Source organism: Comamonas sp. E6 (genome assembly GCF_001010305.1).
GTDB lineage: Bacteria > Pseudomonadota > Gammaproteobacteria > Burkholderiales > Burkholderiaceae_C > Comamonas > Comamonas thiooxydans.
This window is the reverse complement of record NZ_BBXH01000007.1, coordinates 317474-334952: the sequence shown is the minus strand read 5'-3', so window position 1 is coordinate 334952 and position 17479 is coordinate 317474. Positions and strand designations below refer to the sequence as shown.

The window sequence follows — 17479 nt, the reverse complement described above, 5'->3', positions numbered from 1 at the left end:
CGCCTCACTCGGACTGCGCGCGCGCCAAGCGTTCGCTCTTCCAGTACACATCGTCGCCGCCGTCGAGGCGGTTGAGCACGCGGGCCAGCACGAACAGCAGATCGGACAGACGATTCAGATACTGGCGCGGCGCGGCTCGCATGGCCTCGGCCTGCTCCAGTGCCACCACCTGGCGCTCGGCACGGCGCGCCACGGTGCGACATACATGGGCCTGGGCGGCAGCACGTGTGCCGGCCGGCAGGATGAACTCCTGAAGACGCGGCAACTGTGCGTTGTAGTGGGCCAGTGCGTTGTCGAGCTGCAGCAGTGCATCGTCCTTGAGCAGCTCATAGCCCGGCATGGACAGCTCGCCGCCCAGGTTGAACAACTGGTGCTGGATGTCGATCAGCAGGTCGCGCACCTCCTGGGGCATTGGCTCGCACAGCAGCAGGCCGATATGCGAGTTCAGTTCATCCACATCGCCCATGGCATGCGGGCGGCCGCTGTTCTTGGAAACGCGGGTGTTGTCTCCGAGGCCGGTGGTTCCGTCATCTCCGGTGCGGGTGGCGATTTGCGTGAGGCGGTTGCCCATGGGTCATCCCTTGTCAAAGCTGCGAGTTTTCAGGGCCGGAGCGGCCCTCAGATACTGCCGCCATTGTGCGTTACAGCCCGCAGGCAAATGTAGTCTGAGGCAACAGCAGGCAAAAGTGCTGGCCCTTTGCCGCCTCACAGGGTGCAATGCACTCCTGTTATCGCATAGAGAAGGAATGCCATTCATGAACAAGAAGAATCTGCTCAATTGCAAGGTCTCGTCATTCGAAGTCGTCAGCGTGGTGCTGTTTTCTGCGCTCACCCTGGGCGGGGGCATGGCTTTTGCGCAAACCGGCGGCGGCAACGCCGGCAACAACAAGGAGCCTGCGCGCATCGTGCAGTCGGGTTCCGCCACCGGCGTGCAGCAGGCGCCGACTGCAAAAAGCAGCGTGCAAGCGGCCTTCGAGCGTGCCGACGCCAATCGCGACGGTCAGCTCAGTGCGCAGGAAGCACGCCAGCTGCCTGTCATCTCCCAGCGCTTCGAAGAGATCGACAGCGACCGCAACGGCCAGCTGTCACGCGCCGAATTCGACAAGGGTGCTCAGCAGTACTGAGGCCCTGCCGCGGCGCTTTCCTGGTCACGCCGCAGCGCCGAGCTCCTCCTGCGGCAAGGCGAACTCGGCCCCGGCATAGTCCAGGTGAATCTCGAACTCGCGGCGCAGCAGGCGCTGCGCCCAGTCTTCGACCAGGCTGCGCTGCGCAGCACTCACCCCGGCCCCCATTTCCAGCCGAACCAGACTCGGCTCCTCGAGGCCAAAGGCACGATAGCCACCCAGAGGCAGCAGACCCCGGGCATGGTCCTCGACGGCGCGAAACAAGGCCTCGCCGGAGTCGCAGATCGCCGAGGCTACAAACACCTCGGGGTCGCGCGCCACCCAGTCCAGCACATTGCCGATCTGCGCCACGCCATGCGCCCGGCAGGCCTGCGTGACGCCGGGGCGGCCGCCATCCAGCATGGCAAACACAATGTCCAGGCCCGTCTGCTCGACCATTGCCGAGACACAGGTCCGGGCCCAGCCCGGGCGATGCTGGTGACCGCAGAACTGGGTGACCAGCTGCCCCTCGAAGCCGGCGCGCCTGAGACCGTCCGCATAGGCCGCGCGGCCACGCAGACCCGGCGGCACTTTCTCGCCCGAGAAATGCCCCACCTTGCCCGTCTTGCTCCACTGGCTGGCCAGCACGCCGGCGAGGAATGCCGACTGCTCCTGCAGCACCTCGTAACGCGCCACATTGGCTGCCGCCCAGCTGCCTTGCGTGACCGCAAAGGCCTGCTCGGGCCAGCGCTCGGCCAGGATCTTCACCGGACCGTCACCCTGACCGCCATGCGCAAGAATCAGCGCATAGCGGCCGCCGCACAATGCGGACATTTCGGCGGCGCGCTGCTGCGCCGACTGGCCGGCCACCCAGAGCACATCGACCTCATGACCGGCATCTCTGGCCTTGTGGGCTCCGCGCAGTCCCGACTCGTTGAAACTGCCCTGCCCTTCGGGGCCAAACAGCACCACGGCATAGCGTGGCTTACGGGGTGAATACAGTTTCTCGCTGCTCATTGTTGTCTCTTCTGCTTAAAGTTTTGCACCTGTCTTTTTCGCGATATCTCCCCAGGCCAGATGCTGGTCCGCAATCAGCTGGGTGAAGGCCTTGGATTCCATATCCCGGGTCACGAATCCCTGGGCTTCGAGCGTCTGTGCAAACTCGGGACGCGCGCTGATCTGCCGCACCGCGCTGGCGATTCTTTCGGCCAGCGCCCTGGGCAGGCCGGCGGGAGCCGAAATGCCGACGAAGTTTTCGGAGACCAGCTGCGCCAGCCCCAGTTCGGCCACGCTGGGCACCGCCGGTGCCTGCGCCACGCGGCGTGGCGATGTCAGTGCCAGCAGCTTGAGCCGGCCCTGCTTGTGCAGCGCGATGTTCTGCGGCAGGGCGTCGATCGCCAGCTTGATATGGCCGCTGAGCAGATCCGCACGCATGGGACCGGCACCGCGATAAGGCACATGCTTCATGGACAGCTTGAGCGTCTGCGCAAACTGCTCGCCCACCAGATGCCCCACCGAGGCAGCGCCGCCGCTGCCAAAGGCCACGGGGGCAGGCTGCTCCTTGATCCAGCTCACCAGCTCGCTCAGGCTGTTGGCGGGGACCGAGGGATGCACGGCAAACACCGTGGGCACGGCGCCGATATAGGCCAGGTGTTCGAAGCTGCGCAAGGGATCGTAGCCAGGGCTTTGCAGCAGCGATGGCGCAATCGACAGCGCCGCCGAATTCGATACCAGCAGCGTGTAGCCATCATTGGCGCTGTGTGCCACGATCTGCGCGCCAATCGACGAGCCCGCACCGGGCTTGTTGTCTATGACCACGCTCTGGCCCAGCTTCTCGGCCAGCGCGGGAGCCAGCACCCGGGCCACGATATCGCTGGAACCGCCGGGCGGAAAGGTCACGACCAGTTTGATGGGCCGCACCGGCCAGGCCTGGGTCTGCGCCGCACGCACATGCCATGCCGCGCCCAGCATGCCTGCCGCCGACACCCCGGCCAGCCCCTGTATGAATGATCTGCGATCCCTATCGCGCATAGCTCCGCCCTCCGAACTGCTTTTGGTTTGAAGCGAGCTCTGCAGCGCACGCCATGAGGCTTGCCAATATAGGCACACCAGGAGCAAACCCTAAACACTGATTTCTCATTAGCTAGGGCTGAACTTATCTATGTGCCCGCGCCAGACGGCTGCGCCACGACGAAACCGCGATCTCTGCCAGCTTCAATGGGCATGTGCCATGCGTAGCGATTGCGACCTTGAGCGGCATGGCCTAGTACCCAATACGTACACGCCCGGACCGGGCCAGGTGGTATTCTTTTTCTCCTCTGGAGACCCCGATGAACGCACCTGTTGCCCATACCTCGCTGCAGCCCGATTTCGTGCAGCGCCCCATCCCCGAAGAATTTCTGCAGGCTCTGCAAACACGTTTCGGCGGCCAGTGCTCCACGGCCTTGGCCGTGCGCGAGCAGCATGGCCGCGACGAAGGCGCGATTTCCGCGCCCCCTCCGGCAGCCGTGGTGTTTGCCGAATCCACCCAGGACGTGCAGGATGCCGTCAAGCTCTGCGACCAGTACGGCGTGCCCGTGATTGCCTATGGCGCCGGATCGTCGCTGGAAGGCCATCTGCTGGCCGTGCAAGGCGGCATCACCATCGACGTCAGCCGCATGAGTCGCGTGCTCTCGGTCAACACCGAAGACCTGACCATCACCGTGCAACCCGGCATCACGCGCAAGGCGTTGAACGAGGCCATCAAGGACACCGGCTTCTTCTTTCCCATCGACCCCGGTGCCGACGCTTCGATTGGCGGCATGACCTCGACCCGCGCCAGCGGCACCAATGCCGTGCGCTACGGCACCATGCGCGAGAACGTGCTGGCCCTGGAGGTAGTGACGGCCAGCGGCGAAGTGGTGCGCACAGGCAACCGCGCCAAGAAGAGCGCCGCCGGCTACGACCTGACCCGCCTGCTGGTGGGCAGCGAAGGCACGCTGGGCATCTTCACCGAGATCACGCTGCGCATCTACCCGCTGCCCGAAGCGGTGAGCGCCGCCATCTGCTCTTTCTCCAGCATCGAGAACGCCGTGCACACGGTGATCCAGACCATCCAGATGGGCATTCCCATCGCCCGCGTGGAACTGGTCGATGTGAACTCCGTGCGCATGGTCAATGCCTACAGCAAGCTGTCCCTGCGTGAAGAGCCCATGCTGCTGATGGAGTTCCACGGCTCCCCCACCGGCGTGAAGGAGCAGGCCGAGATGGTTCAGGACATTGCCCATGAATTCGGCGGCAATGCCTTTGAATGGGCCGAACGCCCCGAAGACCGTACGCGTCTGTTCACCGCGCGCCACAACGCCTATTTCGCAGCCGTTTCCAGCGTGCCCGGATGCCGCTGCATCACCACCGATGCCTGCGTGCCCATCAGCCGCCTGGCCGATGCGCTGCTGGAGTGCGTGACTGAAGCCGATGCCAGCGGCATCCCCTACTTCCTGGTCGGCCACGTGGGCGACGGCAACTTCCACTTCGGCTATCTGATCGACCCCGACAACGATGCCCAGCGTCAGCAGGCCGAGCAACTCAACCACACGCTGGTGGCGCGCGCGATTGCGCTGGGCGGCACCTGCACGGGCGAGCACGGCATCGGCATCCACAAGCAGGGCTTTTTGCTCGAAGAGGTGGGAGCCGGTGCGGTGCAGATGATGCGTGCCATCAAGCAGGCTCTGGACCCCAAGAACATCCTGAACCCGGGCAAGATCTTTCAGCTGCAGTGAGCCTCGCTCGCGCTTGCTGAAGACGTGCAAACCATGAAAAAGGGCCTGCAGTTGCAGGCCCTTTTCTGTTCTCGGATCGGCGCTTTACTTGCCGACCTTGAGCTGACCGCCACGACCCAGGCCGCCCTTGACTTCCTGTGCCTTGTAGTTGCGCAGCGAGATCACCATGTTGTTGTAGGCATCCATGAAGGCGGCGACCGTGGCCTTGCCTTCGGGTGAGCGCGAGAAGCCGCCCAGACCACCGCCCACGCCACCACCGAACGCGCCCATGGCTGCGCCGAAGTTGGTGGCTGTGGAGTTGCCTTCGGAGATGGAGATCTGCACGCCAGAACGGATGTCGAACATGCTCAGCGTCACCACCGAAGCCTTGCTCTGCATGGCACCGCCGATCAGCGTACCCACATTGCCGAACAGACCGCCCACGCCCGCAGCCAGCTGACCGGTGGCATCGTTGTCGATGATGATGGAAGGCTCCATGTAGTAGTCGGCAGCCACGCGCTGGCCCTTTTGCTGCTTGGAGCCGGCGCGGAATTCACCGGAGTTGCGCTGCTTGTCGGTGATCGCCGACATCTTGCTTTCGGTGCGGTTGTTGCCGATGGAGGTGATCACAAAGCAGTTGGACTGCTGCACGGCCAGACGGATCAGGGGCTCGATGGTCGTGATCTTGGTGGCGGCGCCAAAGCTCGCATACCACTCCTTGCCGCGACCGTCGTCCACGGCCAGCGTACCCAGAGGAGCATCGCAACGCTCGAGCGTAGAGTTCGCATTCACGCTGGTTGCGCCGCCCGCTGCGCCAGTGGCAGCCGTGGGAGCCGTACCCGTGGAAATGGTGCCGCCGCCGGGGGTCACGCAACCGCCCAGTGCCAGGGCCGATGCGATAGCTGCCAGACGCAGCGTTGTCTTCTTGGACATAGTGATGCTTTCAAAAAAATAGAAAATGCTGCAGCGCTCACAGCGCCTCAGCGGTAATACCAACCCGACGAGCCCCATACCATGTAGTAGGGCGCGCCCACATACCAGCCATTCCAGGACTTGCGCTCATCCTCGATGGCCTGATAGCGTGCATGAGCATTCTGTTTGGCGGCTTGCGCCTGGGGCAGCAGGCGCTTGGCTTCCTTGAAGCCCTTGGCGGCAGCACGCGACAGCCAGGCCTCGGCTTCGGCGGGGTCCGGGCCCATCTCTTCAAAGCCCAGCAGATACAGACGGCCCAATGCAAACTGAGCCTGACCGTTACCGGCATCGCCGGCCTTGCGCATCCATTCGATGGCCTGATAGCTGTTGCGCTCCACGCCATCGCCGCGCAGATAGCGCAGCCCCAGGTCATAGGCTGCGCGAGGATCGGCTTCGGCCTTTTGCACCAGTGCCGCCAGGCGGCGCTCCGCCTCGGGATTGACGGGCTCGCCACGGAAAGTCGCGACATTGCGCGGCAGCTCGGAACAGTTATTGCCTTCGCACAGGCGCACGGTGGGCGAAGCAGGTGCCAACTGCTCCTGCGGTGTCTGTACCGCGCATGCTGTCAATGCAAGAGCCGCCAATGAAAAGGTGGGGGCGAGCAGGCGCATGGATGTCTCCTCTGAATTCTCGGCCGCTGAAAGCCGAAAAGTATACATAAGCAAAAATCGGTAATTTTTACGACGAGTTGACAACACGCATACCCCACCAAAGAGGGGTATCCCGCACAAAATGCAAAATCCCGACAAGGCCTTGCCTGCACTTCGGTGTCGTGGAGCCTGTGTATGACGGATACATTTCAAAACTCATGACAAAAAAATGGCTTGCCTCGACCTGGCCTCTGCCTGCACTGCTCGTCTGGCTGCTGGCCTGGGTGATTTTTGCGGGTCTGGCGCGCCTGCTGCCCTGGTGGCTGGCCCTGCTGGTCGGCGGCGGCTTCAGCACGGCGGCCAGTCTCTACGGGCCTAACTGGTGGCGCAGGCTCATCATTGCGGCCGGGTTTCCGCTGTCGTTTCTGGTGCTCAGCGCCAGCCAGTTGCCCGCCTGGGGCTGGCTGCTGCCTCTGGCCTTGCTGCTGCTGATCTACCCGCTCAATGCATGGCGTGATGCCCCGGTCTTTCCAACGCCGTTAAATGCGCTCAAAGGGCTGGCAGAGGTCGTGCAATTGCCGGTGCAGGCGCTGGTGCTGGACGCCGGCTGCGGCATGGGCGATGGCTTGCGCGCACTGCGCAGCGCGCTGCCGCAGGCCCGCCTCAATGGTCTGGAATGGAGCTGGCCACTGGCGATTGCCAGCGCCCTGCGCTGCCCCTGGGCACGCGTGCGGCGTGGCGATATCTGGCTGGCCGACTGGAGCGGCTATCAGTTGGTCTATCTGTTCCAGCGGCCCGAAAGCATGGGCCGCGCTGCTGTCAAGGCTGCCACCGAGATGCAGCCCGGCAGTTGGCTGGTGAGCCTGGATTTCCAGCTGCCCGGCGTGGAAGCGACGGCATGCCTGCAAGGCAATAGCCGCCACAAGGTATGGATCTACGCCATTCCGCTGGATGGCGCAGAACGCAGCTGAGACGCTTTATTTGGCTCCGCCGCTGGCCTTGCTCACGTAGAGAGCAACGGCAGCGATATCGGCTTCGCTCATTGTGGCCTTGAAGGAGGGCATGGAGCCGATGCCGTCCTTCAGAGCACGCGCCACGCGGGCCGCATCGGGCTGCAACTCGTCCAGCACCGGGCCTATGGCACCTTCCGCACCAGCGTCCTTGAGGGTATGGCACACCGCGCAGGCAGGGACTGCAGCAGTGGTGAACAGCTCTTTGCCGCGCGCCATCTGGGCAGCCTGATCGGCGTGGGCTGCAGTGCCCGCAAGGGCGGTCAAGAGCAGGGCAGCGAGGGTGTGGTTTGTCTTCATCATTGTTCTTGGAGAAATGCGATGCATCGGGGTTGGATCCCATGCCCTGTGTCCCTTCTTCCGGCACGGGGCATGGGCAGTGATTGCGACACTCAGGCCACGGTGACAGTCACGGCGTGGTCGGCCCAGCTGGTGTTGTTGTAGCCGCTCTGGTTTTCACCACGCGTTTCGGGCTGCACATTGCCCTTGACGTCGGTAGCGCGGCTGGCCAGGGTGTAGGTACCCTTGGGCAGCTGTGCCTGCAGCACGAACTGGCGCCAGGCGTACTTGCCCATATCGGGGCCAATCAGGCGAGCCTGCTTCCAGGTCTTGCCGCCGTCGATGGAGACTTCCACCCCCTTGACGGCGTTCATGCCGCCGAAGGCCACGCCCTGAATCTGCACCAGGCCAGAGGCCTGGTTGCCGTCTTCGGGGATGGGGCTGTTGATCCAGGACTTGACGCTCATTTCCTGCACCGAAGGCTGGCTGGGGTCGCCCTTGCTGCCGGGGGGCGAGATGCGGTAGCCGTGGGACATGATGTGCGCTTCGCTTTCCTGGACGGTAAAGGCCAGCTGCTTGATGTACTTGATGTTGTTCACGCCGGTGTAGCCGGGCACGATCAGGCGCAGCGGGCCGCCATGGGCCAGAGGCACGGGCTCGCCGTTCATCTCCCAGGCCAGCAGCGCGTCCTCCATGGCCGACAGAGGCACGGAACGCTCCACCAGCACGCTCTTGGGGTCCAGTCCTGCGGGCAGCACCTCTCCGCCCGTTCCCGTCATGTAGAGCATGCCGTTGGCCACGCCGCCCAGGGCCTTGACCACCTCACGCACTGGCACGCCGCTCCAGACCACGCAGCCTGCAGCGCCTACGGTCCATTGCGTGCCGCTGGGCTTGGTGGGGAAGAAGGCACGGCCATTGCCCGAGCATTGCAGCACCATGGTCACAGTTTCCAGGCCCAGCTTCTTGAGCTCGCCAACGGTCAGCTTGGCGGGCTTCTTCACGCCATCAATCTGCACCGCCCATGCATCGCGATCGGCCACGATGGACTCGGAAGGCGTGGGCAGGTTGTTGCGCACATAGAGCTGGTTGGTGGGCGTGACCACGCTGGAGCCAAACGCGCTGCGCTTGGTCTCGATGGTGGTGGAGCTGTGCACGATCACGGCATCGGCATTCTTGAAGCCGGCATAGCCGGGTAGAGGCTTGGCTGCGGGTGCAGCGGCCTGTGCCATGGCCTGGCTCTGGAAGCTTGCCAGACCGGCTGCAGCCAGCGCGCTGGCGCTACCGGCGAGCAGGCGGCGACGTGGCAGAGAGGTGGGTTGTTGCATGGGGTCTCCTTGGTAATTTTGGTGAATGATCAGAGCGAAAAATCCGGTTCAGCCATCGACTTTCTCAGGGGCCCCCAGAGCGCGCGATGCCACGGCCAGAGCCTGTTTCTTCTGTGCGATCAGCACCAGCGGACGGCCTTCTCTCGAACGCACCACCTTCCAGTAGCTGTTGGCCCACCAGCCCTGGCCGTCGGCCATCCGCTGGGGCTGCTCGAAGGCCAGCACGGTAACGATGCCGCCTTTTTCAAAGAAAGTGGTCAGGTGATAGGCGCGACTGCCGTCGATGTCGCAGGGCCGCATGAGCTGGGTATAACCAGGCAGCTTCTGGTCGACAGGCCAGTCCATATGCCTGGCAATCTCGGCCTCCGGGATGAACTGACCACGCAGCGTGCGCTCGTAATACTCATGCTCGATGGCCGAGCGCACCATCTGCGGTGGGCGCAGGCTCAGCACGCTGCCCGCAGCGACGCTGCCGACGATCACTGCGGCACACAGCGCCTGCAGGCCACGACGGGCATGCCATGGCGTGTGGCGCAGCAAATGGGCCGGCGGCTCGCCGGGCTCGAAAGCCAGCGCCAGCTCGGCACGGGCACGCAGGTCGAAATCGGTGTCTTCGGGGCGGTCTTGGTGTTTCATGGTGCGCGCTTTCTCAGCGGTATCACGCTGGCAGCTGCAGAAGATTCAGTGGCGGCACCGGCGGGATGGCGCGCCGGCTCCTGCAGTGCCGTCTTGAGCGCTTCACGTGCCCGCGCCAGGCGAGAGAGCACGGTGCCCGGTGCAATATCCAGCGCCTCGGCCATCTGGGCCGTGGGCATGTCGTCAAAGTAGTAAAGCACCAGCACTTCACGATGGATGGGGGCAATGCGGCTCAGCGCCTTGACCACGTCCAGCTGCGCATCGAGTGCATCGTGATGATTCACGCCTTGCTCGCAGGCTTCATCCAGAGACTCGGTCTGCGATTGCACAGGATCGAAGTGCCTGAAGGCATGGCGGCGCATGATCTGGAACAGCCAGGCCCTGGCCATGCTCTGGTCGCGCAGCTGGTGGCGAAAGCGCCAGGCGCTGGTGAAGCAATCCTGCACCACATCCTCGGCCGTGGCGCGAGAGCCCGTCAGCGCCCAGGCGCTGCGCAGCAAAAAGCGGTAGTGCTCGCGCACCCACTGGTTGTAGCGCGACTCGGCGGAGAAGATCATGGTGCTAAAGAGCGCAGGTTTGCAGCTTTCATTCCATGCCGCTGCAAATATTGTTTGAGGCTCCGCCCCTCAAAATAACAAAAATAGCCTCAAACCCTTTTGTACAAAGCGCTAGCAGCTATACATTTTGTGCATGCATGCCGAAAAATTGTGCCGGAGGCATACCCACCGTGCGGCGCACCATGGCGCTGAAGGCGCTGGGACTGTAGTCCAGCTCGGCCGCAATGCGCTGAATCGGCCAGTTGCGCGCTGCCAGGCTGACGGCATGGGCCAGCACCACCTGCTGGCGCCACTGGGTAAAACTGCATTCCAGTTGCTGGCGAAACAGTCGCGCCACCGTGCGCGGACTGGCCCCGGTATCGCGCGCCCAGTCCTCCAGCGTTTCGTTGCGCGTGGGATCGGCCAGCACGGCCTCGCAGAGCTGGCGCAAGCGCTTGTCCTGGGGCAGGTTCACGCCCAGCTGCACGGCACTGGCACGGCGCAGCTCGTCGAGCAGCAGCTGGCTCAGATGGTGCTCGCGTGCCCTGTCCTGCTCGCACAGTTGCTGGCTGTCATCGGGCAGCGTGGGCAGCTCGCGCACCACGGCGCGCAGCAGATCCGAGGCATTGAGCACCCGGCACTGGCGCCAGGCAGCCTCTTCGCCGGGGGCCACATCGGGGCCGCAACGCCCCTGGGTCTGAAAGAAGTACAAGGTGCGCAGATCGGCGCTTTCCACCATGGTCACGGCATGCTCCATGCCCGGCGGCACCCACAGCACGCGCGAGGGCGGCACGATATAGGTGCCCTGCGCTACCGTCAGGCGTATGGTGCCCGTGGTGGAGATGGCCAGTTGCCCCCAGGGATGACGGTGCGGCTTGACCTGGGTGTCGGCCTCCAGCCAGCGGCATTTGGCCCGCACCGGACGCTGTGCCGTGGGTATGTAGAGATGGGGTGTCAGCGTCTCCACATAGGCGCTGGCCTTGCCTGCGCGCAGGGGCTCGGGGTCGTGGAGGCTGGACATGATGGTTGGCTGGCTTGCGATAGCAATTGGCAGACTATCGCATACAAGACGCGAGCAGTCTGCCTAAGATGCGACATATGAACCGCCCTGCCTCCACAACACCTCAAAACCAGGCGCCAGAGACACTGCGCAGTGACGCGCGCACCATCAGCCTCATCGGTCTGGCCCATGGCTCGTCGCATTTCTTCCATCTGCTGCTGCCGCCGTTGTTTCCCTGGCTGATCAAGGACTTCGGCTACAGCTATGCCGAGCTCAGCGTCATGGTCTCGCTGTTCTTCATTGTTTCCGGCACCGGCCAGGCACTGGCCGGCTTTGCGGTGGACCGCTTTGGCGCACGCCCGATTCTGTTTGCCGCCCTCGGCAGCTTTGTGGTGGCAGGCCTGATTGCCAGCACGGCCCAAGGCTACAGCATGCTGCTGGCTGCCTCCTTTTTTGCGGGCCTGGGCAATGCGCCCTTCCACCCCGTTGACTTCACCATCCTCAACAAGCGCGTGTCGCAGCAGCGCATAGGCCATGCGTTCTCGGTACATGGCCTGTCCGGCAACCTAGGCTGGGCGCTGGCGCCGCTGTTCATGGCGGGCATCACCACGGCCACGGGCTCCTGGCGCCTGGCCTGCCTGGGCGGAGCCCTCTGCGCAGCCGTGGTGCTGGCCATCATGGTCTTCAACCGCGACGCGCTCGATGATCGCGCCGAATCCGCCGGAGCTGCCTCCAAGCCGGCCGCCGGAGCCATTGCCGCACCTCAGGAACACCCCATGGCCTTCATGAAGCTGCCATCGGTGTGGCTGTGCTTTTCCTTCTTCTTCTGGAGCACCTGCGCGCTCAGTGCCATTCAGAGCTTTGCCAGCCCGGCCCTGCAATCCATGTACGGCCTGCCGCTTTCCGTGACGGCGCTGATCGTCACCGGCTATATGCTGTGCGGCGCTGCCGGCATGGTCGTGGGCGGCTTTCTGGTCGGCCGCGTGCAGCGGCTGGAAAAGGTGATCTCCATCTGCATGCTGGGCTCGGGCCTGTTGCTGTTTGTCGTCGGAACGGGCTGGCTGCCCGGCATGGTGGCGGTGGTCGTGGCCTCAGTCGCCGGTCTGGGCACGGGCCTGGCCGGCCCCTCGCGCGACATGCTGATCAAGCGCGCAGCGCCCCCCGGCGCCACGGGCCGCGTCTACGGCACGGTGTATTCGGGCCTGGATCTGGGCTTTTGCCTGGCGGCGCCGGTCTTCGGCTACATGCTGGACCACCAGATGACCAACGCAGTGTTCTACGGCTCGGCAATTGCGCTTGTACTGTCGGTGGTCTCGGCCGTCATCGTCGGCGACGGTGTGAGCAAAAAGACCAAATCCCATCTGGCGGCGGCCTGAGCAAACGGCGCAACCCACCAAGCCCTGCCCGCGCAAGCTGCAGGGCTTTTTTGTCGGCGCGAGAGATCAAGTTACCCTGGTATTTATCCCTAGGTCGGCAGCCCGGAGGCCGCAAACACGGCTGCTAAGCTGAATTCCCTCAGCGGCGCATCACGCCGCTTTCCTGCCGCGGCCCTATCCGGGAGCGGCCCGCCCCCCCAAGGAGAATTTCTATGCGTTGGAACACGCCCTCTGCCCCTTTGCTGCGCGCCCTGCCCCTGGCCCTGGTGCTGTCCTTCGGCTCTGCCCAGGCTGCCCCTCAGGCCGAATGGCTGGAGCATGCGAAAAAGGAGCAGCAGCCCTATCTGGATACGCTGCGCGATCTGGTGCACATCGAGTCCGGCAGCAAGGATGTGGCGGGCGTGAAGAAGATCGCCGAGTACATCGCCGGCAAGCTGCGCGCGCAGGGCGGCAAGGTCGAGGTGATCGAGCCCAGCGACATCTACCGCCTCGATGACACGCCCGAGAAAGTCGGCCCCATGGTGCATGCCGAATTCAAGGGCAAGGGCAGCAGCCGCATCATGCTGATTGCGCATATGGACACCGTCTATCTGCCCGGCATGCTCAAGGACCAGCCCTTTCGCATCGACGGCGACAAGGCCTATGGCCTGGGCATTGCCGACGACAAGCAGGGTGTGGCCCTGATCATGCATATCGTGCCCCTGCTCAAGAAGCTGGGCATCGAGGACTACGGTACGCTCACGGTGCTGATCAACGGCGACGAGGAAATCAGCTCACCCGGAGCACGCAGCACCATCACCCGCCTGGGGGCCGAGCAGGACGCCGTGTTCAGCTTTGAAGGCGGCGGCACCGACGGCAGCCTGCGCCTGGCCACCAGCGGCATCGGCGCCGCCTACCTCAAGGTCACGGGCAAGGCATCGCATGCGGGCGCCAAGCCCGAGGACGGCGTGAATGCGCTGTACGAGATGTCGCACCAGCTGCTGCAGATGAAGGATCTGTCCCAGCCCCAGGACGGCCTCAAACTCAACTGGACGGTGTCCAAGGCCGGCACCAACCGCAATGTGGTTCCCGCCGAAGCCACGGCCCAGGCCGATGCCCGCGCGCTGCGCGTGGCCGACTTCACGGCGCTGGAAAAAGCCATGCAGGACAAGATCGGCAACAAGCTGCTCCCCGCCAGCAAGGTGGAACTGAAATTCGAAGTGCGCCGCCCGCCGCTGGAAGCCAATGCCACGGCACGCAAGCTGGCCGCCCATGCCCAGGGCATTTATGAGCAGGAGCTGAAGCTGCCCATGAAGGTCATGGACAAGGCCACGGGCGGCGGCACGGATGCGGCTTTCGCGGCCCTCAAGGCCAAGGGCGGCGTGATCGAGGGCTTCGGCCTGTCGGGCTATGGCGCGCATTCCAACGATGCCGAATACGTGCAGATCAACACCATCGCACCGCGCCTGTATCTGGCCGCCCGCATGATCCAGGACCTGTCGCGCGGCCAGATCAAGTAAGCGCTTTTGATAGCGGCTTTCGCCTGATCTGCTTCAGTTTTCGTACAGAAGCGATCTGAAAATCAACAGGAGCTTGCGCTGCAAGCTCCTGTTTTTTTATTTCTCGAACGCTGGGCAACAGTTGCCACGGGCATTGCCAAAGCACCTGATCCGAATTGGCCTCGCCCATGTTTCCAGGGTTCTGTCGCCTAGCCAACAGACCGCTGCCGCGCGAGTCTCTACATTCATCTCATCAACGATGAAGGAGAGTCGCCCGTGAGCCAAGAGCCCTTGAACATCCCCAGCGTGCAGCATCTGGTCAGCCCCGAAGAGTGGCAGCTGCGCGTGGATCTGGCCGCCTGCTACCGGCTGGTGGCACTGTACGGCTGGAGCGATCTGGTCTTTACCCACATCAGCGCACGGCTGCCGGGCCCAGGGCATCACTTTCTCATCAACCCCTACGGGCTGATGTTTGACGAGATCACGGCCTCCTCGCTGATCAAGGTGGACCTGGGCTGCAACAAGCTCATGGACTCGCCCTTCCCCGTGAACCCGGCCGGCTTCGTCATCCACAGCGCCGTGCACGAGGCCCGCGCCGATGCGCAATGCGTGATCCACACCCACACGCGTGCCGGCGTGGCCGTGGCAGCCCAGAAGCAAGGTCTGCTGCCCATCAGCCAGCAAAGCACCTTTGTCCTGGGGTCCCTGGCCTATCACGTCTACGAGGGCGTGGCCTTTCGCGAGGACGAGAAGCCGCGCCTGCTGGCCGACATGGGCGAGGCCAACTTCCTCATGCTGCGCAACCACGGTCTGCTGACCTGCGGCCCCACGATTGCCGACGCCTTTCTGTCCATGTACGTCTTCGAGTCCGCCTGCCAGATCCAGATCTCTGCCCAGTCCGGCGGCGCCGAACTCACCGAGGTCGACCCGCAGATCCTGCAGGGCATCACCCATGCCATGAAGGTACAGACCGGCGGCATGGGCGGCCAGTTTGCCTGGCCCGCCCTGCTGCGCAAGCTCGACAGAATCGACCCCGGCTACCGCAGCTGAACGCTGCGCGCGCACAAAAAAAGAGCATCCCTTGGATGCTCTTTTCGCTTGTTCCGGCCAAAGAATCAGACTTCGCCGCGAAGCTTTTCGATGATGCCGTTGAGCTCCTCCAGAGAACCGAACTGGATGGCGATCTCGCCCATTTCCTGCTGCTTGCCGTGACGGCGCACGGTCTTCTTGATGCGCACCTCGACATCGGCCGTGAGCAGGTCGGACAACTCTTCCTCGATGCGTTTCACGTCGCGCGACTTGCCATCCTTCTTGGCCTTCTGGCGCGTCAGATTGAACTCGGCACCGATCTTCTTGACCAGTGACTCGGCCTCGCGCACCGACATCTTCTTGGCCGCGATCTGGTTGCCTGCCGTGATCTGGGTGGCACGGTCCAACGTCAGCAGCGCCCGTGCATGGCCCATGTCGATATCGCCGGCCATCAGCATGGTCTGCACGGGCTCGGCCAGATTCAGCAGACGCAGCAGATTGGTGGCGGCGCTGCGCGAGCGGCCCACGGCCTGCGCGGTCTGCTCGTGGGTCAGGCCGAACTCCTTGACCAGGCGGGCCAGCCCCTGCGCCTCTTCAAGCGGATTCAGGTCTTCGCGCTGAATGTTCTCGATCAGCGCCATGGCCGCAGCGGCCTCGTCGGGCACTTCGCGCACCAGCACCGGTACCTCGGACAGACCCGCGATATGCGCGGCACGGAAGCGCCGCTCGCCGGCAATGATTTCGTACTTGCCGGCGTTGTCGCCCCTGGAGAGCTGGCGCACCAGAATCGGCTGCATGATGCCCTGGGCCTTGATGCTCTCGGCCAGCTCATACAAGGCACCTTCGTCCATGCGGGTGCGCGGCTGGTACTGGCCGGCCACCATCACATTGAGCGCCAGGCTGCTCGGCAGATTGGCCTGCTGCCCGCTCGCAGCGACCTGCTCTGCTTCACTGACCTTGGGGCCCAGCAGGGCTTCCAGACCTCGTCCCAGGCCCTTGGGTTTCTTAGTCACCATTGCTGAATTCTTTCTTTAAAGGGAGAGCAGCAGCTCATGCCCGGCTTCCCACAGTCCCAGTCCGCTGGCCGTGTTGATATGGCCTACGGCGCCCGCATTCACGAAGCGGCTGCCCCAGCCCTGTGCCATGGCCTGCGCGCGCGCTACAGAGCAATTGGGGTCGTTCTCGCTGCCCACCAGTATCGACGGGAAGGGCAGCTTTTGCAGCAGCACGGGCGACCAGCCCGGCAGGACGCCGCGCAGACTCTCCTGCTCGGTGTCGCCGGGTGCCACCAGCAAAGCTGCGCGCACCTTGCTCCTGGCAACCTGAGAATGTGCCGCCCACCAGGACACCAGCACGCAGCCCAGGCTGTGCGCCACCAGGGTGACGGGAGCCGGAGCGTCGAGCACGGTTTCCTGCAGGCGAATGCTCCAGTCGCCGCGCAGCGGATGCTGCCAGCTATGCTGCTCCAGCCGCTGGTAGCCATACCGGTCCTGCCACAGACTCTGCCAGTGGCCGGGATCGGAGTTCTGCCAGCCGGGCAGCAGCCAGACATGCTGCGGGTTCAGTGCTTCAGAGGTCATGACGGTTGGCGATGGCTGGATGGGAGACTGGGAGCTGTTTCACGTGAAACACTCACATTTTCTTGATGCGGCGCACCATCTCTTCGGCGAACTCGACAAAGGCCTTGCTGCCCTTGGCCGAGGCATCGAACACCACGCCGGGCAGGCCGTAGCTGGGGGCTTCGGCCAGGCGCACATTGCGCGGAATCACGGTATCGAACACCTTGTCGCCGAAATGCTCCTTGAGCTGGTCGCTGACCTGCTGCTGCAGCGTAGTGCGCGGATCGAACATCACGCGCAGCAGACCGATGATCTGCAAGTCGGGATTCATATTGGCATGCACCTGCTTGATGGTATTGACCAGATCGGTCAGGCCTTCCAGTGCAAAGTATTCACACTGCATGGGCACGATCACGCCATGCGCCGAGCACAGACCGTTCAGGGTCAGCATGGACAGCGAAGGCGGGCAGTCGATCAGCACGAAGTCGTAGTCGGCGGCCACGGCCTGCAGAGCGGTCTTGAGGCGCTCGTTGCGGCGCTCCAGCGAGACCAGCTCGATCTCGGCACCCGACAGCTCGCGGTTGGCGCCCAGCACGTCATAGCCGACCTGCTCGGACTTCTGGGCCACTTCCTTGACGCTGGCGTTTTCCAGCAGCACATCGTAAACCGTCAACTCCAGCGCGCGCTTGTCCACGCCGGAGCCCATGGTGGCATTGCCCTGGGGGTCCAGGTCGATCAGCAGCACACGCTGGCCGACCTTGGCCAGACCGGCTGCAAGATTGACCGTGGTCGTGGTCTTGCCCACTCCACCCTTTTGATTGGCAACGCAGAAAATTTTGGCCATTGAAC

Annotated in this window: 20 protein-coding genes; 6 read left to right on the top strand and 14 right to left on the bottom strand. The window is 63.9% G+C overall.

The window, feature by feature from the left end:
* Positions 1–4: 4 nt before the first annotated feature.
* Positions 5–571 (bottom strand): cob(I)yrinic acid a,c-diamide adenosyltransferase, encoded by a 567-nt coding sequence (locus CSE6_RS05815; RefSeq protein ID WP_012836574.1) that lies wholly within the window; start codon positions 569–571, stop codon positions 5–7.
* 184 nt (positions 572–755) lie between these two features.
* Here CSE6_RS05815 and CSE6_RS05810 point away from each other — a divergent pair, with 184 nt between their 5' ends.
* A complete protein-coding gene (locus tag CSE6_RS05810) occupies positions 756–1124 on the top strand; it encodes an EF-hand domain-containing protein (protein ID WP_012836573.1) in 369 nt (122 codons plus the stop codon).
* 24 nt (positions 1125–1148) lie between these two features.
* On the opposite strand, the gene CSE6_RS05805 is transcribed toward CSE6_RS05810, so the two are convergent.
* Together CSE6_RS05805 and CSE6_RS05800 are read right to left on the bottom strand one after the other, a co-directional pair.
* The gene (locus CSE6_RS05805) at positions 1149–2120 is read right to left on the bottom strand and encodes a BMP family protein (RefSeq protein ID WP_059440073.1); all 972 of its coding nucleotides are present in this window, start codon (positions 2118–2120) and stop codon (positions 1149–1151) included.
* Positions 2121–2135: 15 nt separating this feature from the next.
* Positions 2136–3134, bottom strand: a complete 999-nt coding sequence (locus tag CSE6_RS05800; protein ID WP_059440072.1) for a tripartite tricarboxylate transporter substrate binding protein — start codon at positions 3132–3134, stop codon at positions 2136–2138.
* A 299-nt stretch (positions 3135–3433) separates the two neighbouring features.
* On the opposite strand from CSE6_RS05800, the gene CSE6_RS05795 reads away from it, so the two are divergent.
* Positions 3434–4861, top strand: coding sequence for an FAD-binding oxidoreductase (locus tag CSE6_RS05795; RefSeq protein WP_059440071.1), 1428 nt, complete (start codon positions 3434–3436; stop codon positions 4859–4861).
* An 84-nt stretch (positions 4862–4945) separates the two neighbouring features.
* On the opposite strand, the gene CSE6_RS05790 is transcribed toward CSE6_RS05795, so the two are convergent.
* Entirely contained in the window at positions 4946–5773 is an 828-nt protein-coding gene (locus CSE6_RS05790; protein WP_003065256.1) for a hypothetical protein, read from the bottom strand.
* Between the two features lie 47 nt (positions 5774–5820).
* The gene (locus CSE6_RS05785; RefSeq protein WP_003065258.1) at positions 5821–6423 is read right to left on the bottom strand and encodes a tetratricopeptide repeat protein; all 603 of its coding nucleotides are present in this window, start codon (positions 6421–6423) and stop codon (positions 5821–5823) included.
* A gap of 197 nt (positions 6424–6620) precedes the next feature.
* On the opposite strand from CSE6_RS05785, the gene CSE6_RS05780 reads away from it, so the two are divergent.
* The gene (locus tag CSE6_RS05780; protein WP_059440070.1) at positions 6621–7373 is read left to right on the top strand and encodes a class I SAM-dependent methyltransferase; all 753 of its coding nucleotides are present in this window, start codon (positions 6621–6623) and stop codon (positions 7371–7373) included.
* 6 nt (positions 7374–7379) lie between these two features.
* On the opposite strand, the gene CSE6_RS05775 is transcribed toward CSE6_RS05780, so the two are convergent.
* The 5 genes from CSE6_RS05775 to CSE6_RS05755 form a co-directional block, all read right to left on the bottom strand.
* Positions 7380–7715, bottom strand: coding sequence for a cytochrome c (locus tag CSE6_RS05775; RefSeq protein ID WP_034406672.1), 336 nt, complete (start codon positions 7713–7715; stop codon positions 7380–7382).
* Between the two features lie 89 nt (positions 7716–7804).
* Entirely contained in the window at positions 7805–9016 is a 1212-nt protein-coding gene (locus CSE6_RS05770) for a sulfite oxidase (RefSeq protein WP_034406668.1), read from the bottom strand.
* A 48-nt stretch (positions 9017–9064) separates the two neighbouring features.
* The gene (locus CSE6_RS05765) at positions 9065–9652 is read right to left on the bottom strand and encodes a hypothetical protein (protein WP_034382659.1); all 588 of its coding nucleotides are present in this window, start codon (positions 9650–9652) and stop codon (positions 9065–9067) included.
* A complete protein-coding gene (locus tag CSE6_RS05760) occupies positions 9649–10209 on the bottom strand; it encodes an RNA polymerase sigma factor (protein ID WP_012836565.1) in 561 nt (186 codons plus the stop codon). The genes CSE6_RS05765 and CSE6_RS05760 overlap by 4 nt, the downstream gene beginning before the upstream one ends.
* Before the next feature lie 118 nt (positions 10210–10327).
* A complete protein-coding gene (locus CSE6_RS05755; protein WP_059440069.1) occupies positions 10328–11209 on the bottom strand; it encodes a helix-turn-helix domain-containing protein in 882 nt (293 codons plus the stop codon).
* 77 nt (positions 11210–11286) lie between these two features.
* Here CSE6_RS05755 and CSE6_RS05750 point away from each other — a divergent pair, with 77 nt between their 5' ends.
* Together CSE6_RS05750 and CSE6_RS05745 are read left to right on the top strand one after the other, a co-directional pair.
* The gene (locus CSE6_RS05750; RefSeq protein ID WP_059440068.1) at positions 11287–12564 is read left to right on the top strand and encodes an MFS transporter; all 1278 of its coding nucleotides are present in this window, start codon (positions 11287–11289) and stop codon (positions 12562–12564) included.
* 212 nt (positions 12565–12776) lie between these two features.
* Entirely contained in the window at positions 12777–14063 is a 1287-nt protein-coding gene (locus tag CSE6_RS05745) for a M20/M25/M40 family metallo-hydrolase (protein WP_059440067.1), read from the top strand.
* Here CSE6_RS05745 and CSE6_RS26000 read toward each other — a convergent pair.
* A complete protein-coding gene (locus CSE6_RS26000; protein ID WP_193751093.1) occupies positions 14056–14232 on the bottom strand; it encodes a hypothetical protein in 177 nt (58 codons plus the stop codon). The two genes, CSE6_RS05745 and CSE6_RS26000, sit on opposite strands and share 8 nt — an antisense overlap.
* Before the next feature lie 86 nt (positions 14233–14318).
* Between CSE6_RS26000 and CSE6_RS05740 the strand changes: the two genes are divergently transcribed.
* On the top strand, positions 14319–15092 hold the full coding sequence (locus tag CSE6_RS05740; protein ID WP_059440066.1) for a class II aldolase/adducin family protein: 774 nt from the start codon (positions 14319–14321) through the stop codon (positions 15090–15092).
* A 65-nt stretch (positions 15093–15157) separates the two neighbouring features.
* On the opposite strand, the gene CSE6_RS05735 is transcribed toward CSE6_RS05740, so the two are convergent.
* Genes CSE6_RS05735 through CSE6_RS05725 form a run of 3 tightly spaced genes read right to left on the bottom strand, consistent with a single transcriptional unit; the run spans position 15158 to position 17474 of the window.
* Entirely contained in the window at positions 15158–16087 is a 930-nt protein-coding gene (locus CSE6_RS05735; RefSeq protein ID WP_012836560.1) for a ParB/RepB/Spo0J family partition protein, read from the bottom strand.
* Positions 16088–16102: 15 nt separating this feature from the next.
* On the bottom strand, positions 16103–16651 hold the full coding sequence (locus tag CSE6_RS05730) for an alpha/beta hydrolase (protein WP_059440065.1): 549 nt from the start codon (positions 16649–16651) through the stop codon (positions 16103–16105).
* Positions 16652–16703: 52 nt separating this feature from the next.
* Complete coding sequence (locus tag CSE6_RS05725; protein ID WP_003059963.1) at positions 16704–17474, bottom strand: ParA family protein; 771 nt, start codon at positions 17472–17474, stop codon at positions 16704–16706.
* Positions 17475–17479 lie beyond the last annotated feature (5 nt).

Coding starts and splice junctions, on each gene's coding strand:
- CSE6_RS05815 (WP_012836574.1), bottom strand. CDS start 571: ATGGGCAACCGCCTCACGCAAATCGCCACCCGCACCGGAGATGACGGA.
- CSE6_RS05810 (WP_012836573.1), top strand. CDS start 756: ATGAACAAGAAGAATCTGCTCAATTGCAAGGTCTCGTCATTCGAAGTC.
- CSE6_RS05805 (WP_059440073.1), bottom strand. CDS start 2,120: ATGAGCAGCGAGAAACTGTATTCACCCCGTAAGCCACGCTATGCCGTG.
- CSE6_RS05800 (WP_059440072.1), bottom strand. CDS start 3,134: ATGCGCGATAGGGATCGCAGATCATTCATACAGGGGCTGGCCGGGGTG.
- CSE6_RS05795 (WP_059440071.1), top strand. CDS start 3,434: ATGAACGCACCTGTTGCCCATACCTCGCTGCAGCCCGATTTCGTGCAG.
- CSE6_RS05790 (WP_003065256.1), bottom strand. CDS start 5,773: ATGTCCAAGAAGACAACGCTGCGTCTGGCAGCTATCGCATCGGCCCTG.
- CSE6_RS05785 (WP_003065258.1), bottom strand. CDS start 6,423: ATGCGCCTGCTCGCCCCCACCTTTTCATTGGCGGCTCTTGCATTGACA.
- CSE6_RS05780 (WP_059440070.1), top strand. CDS start 6,621: ATGACAAAAAAATGGCTTGCCTCGACCTGGCCTCTGCCTGCACTGCTC.
- CSE6_RS05775 (WP_034406672.1), bottom strand. CDS start 7,715: ATGATGAAGACAAACCACACCCTCGCTGCCCTGCTCTTGACCGCCCTT.
- CSE6_RS05770 (WP_034406668.1), bottom strand. CDS start 9,016: ATGCAACAACCCACCTCTCTGCCACGTCGCCGCCTGCTCGCCGGTAGC.
- CSE6_RS05765 (WP_034382659.1), bottom strand. CDS start 9,652: ATGAAACACCAAGACCGCCCCGAAGACACCGATTTCGACCTGCGTGCC.
- CSE6_RS05760 (WP_012836565.1), bottom strand. CDS start 10,209: ATGATCTTCTCCGCCGAGTCGCGCTACAACCAGTGGGTGCGCGAGCAC.
- CSE6_RS05755 (WP_059440069.1), bottom strand. CDS start 11,209: ATGTCCAGCCTCCACGACCCCGAGCCCCTGCGCGCAGGCAAGGCCAGC.
- CSE6_RS05750 (WP_059440068.1), top strand. CDS start 11,287: ATGAACCGCCCTGCCTCCACAACACCTCAAAACCAGGCGCCAGAGACA.
- CSE6_RS05745 (WP_059440067.1), top strand. CDS start 12,777: ATGCGTTGGAACACGCCCTCTGCCCCTTTGCTGCGCGCCCTGCCCCTG.
- CSE6_RS26000 (WP_193751093.1), bottom strand. CDS start 14,232: ATGGGCGAGGCCAATTCGGATCAGGTGCTTTGGCAATGCCCGTGGCAA.
- CSE6_RS05735 (WP_012836560.1), bottom strand. CDS start 16,087: ATGGTGACTAAGAAACCCAAGGGCCTGGGACGAGGTCTGGAAGCCCTG.
- CSE6_RS05730 (WP_059440065.1), bottom strand. CDS start 16,651: ATGACCTCTGAAGCACTGAACCCGCAGCATGTCTGGCTGCTGCCCGGC.
- CSE6_RS05725 (WP_003059963.1), bottom strand. CDS start 17,474: ATGGCCAAAATTTTCTGCGTTGCCAATCAAAAGGGTGGAGTGGGCAAG.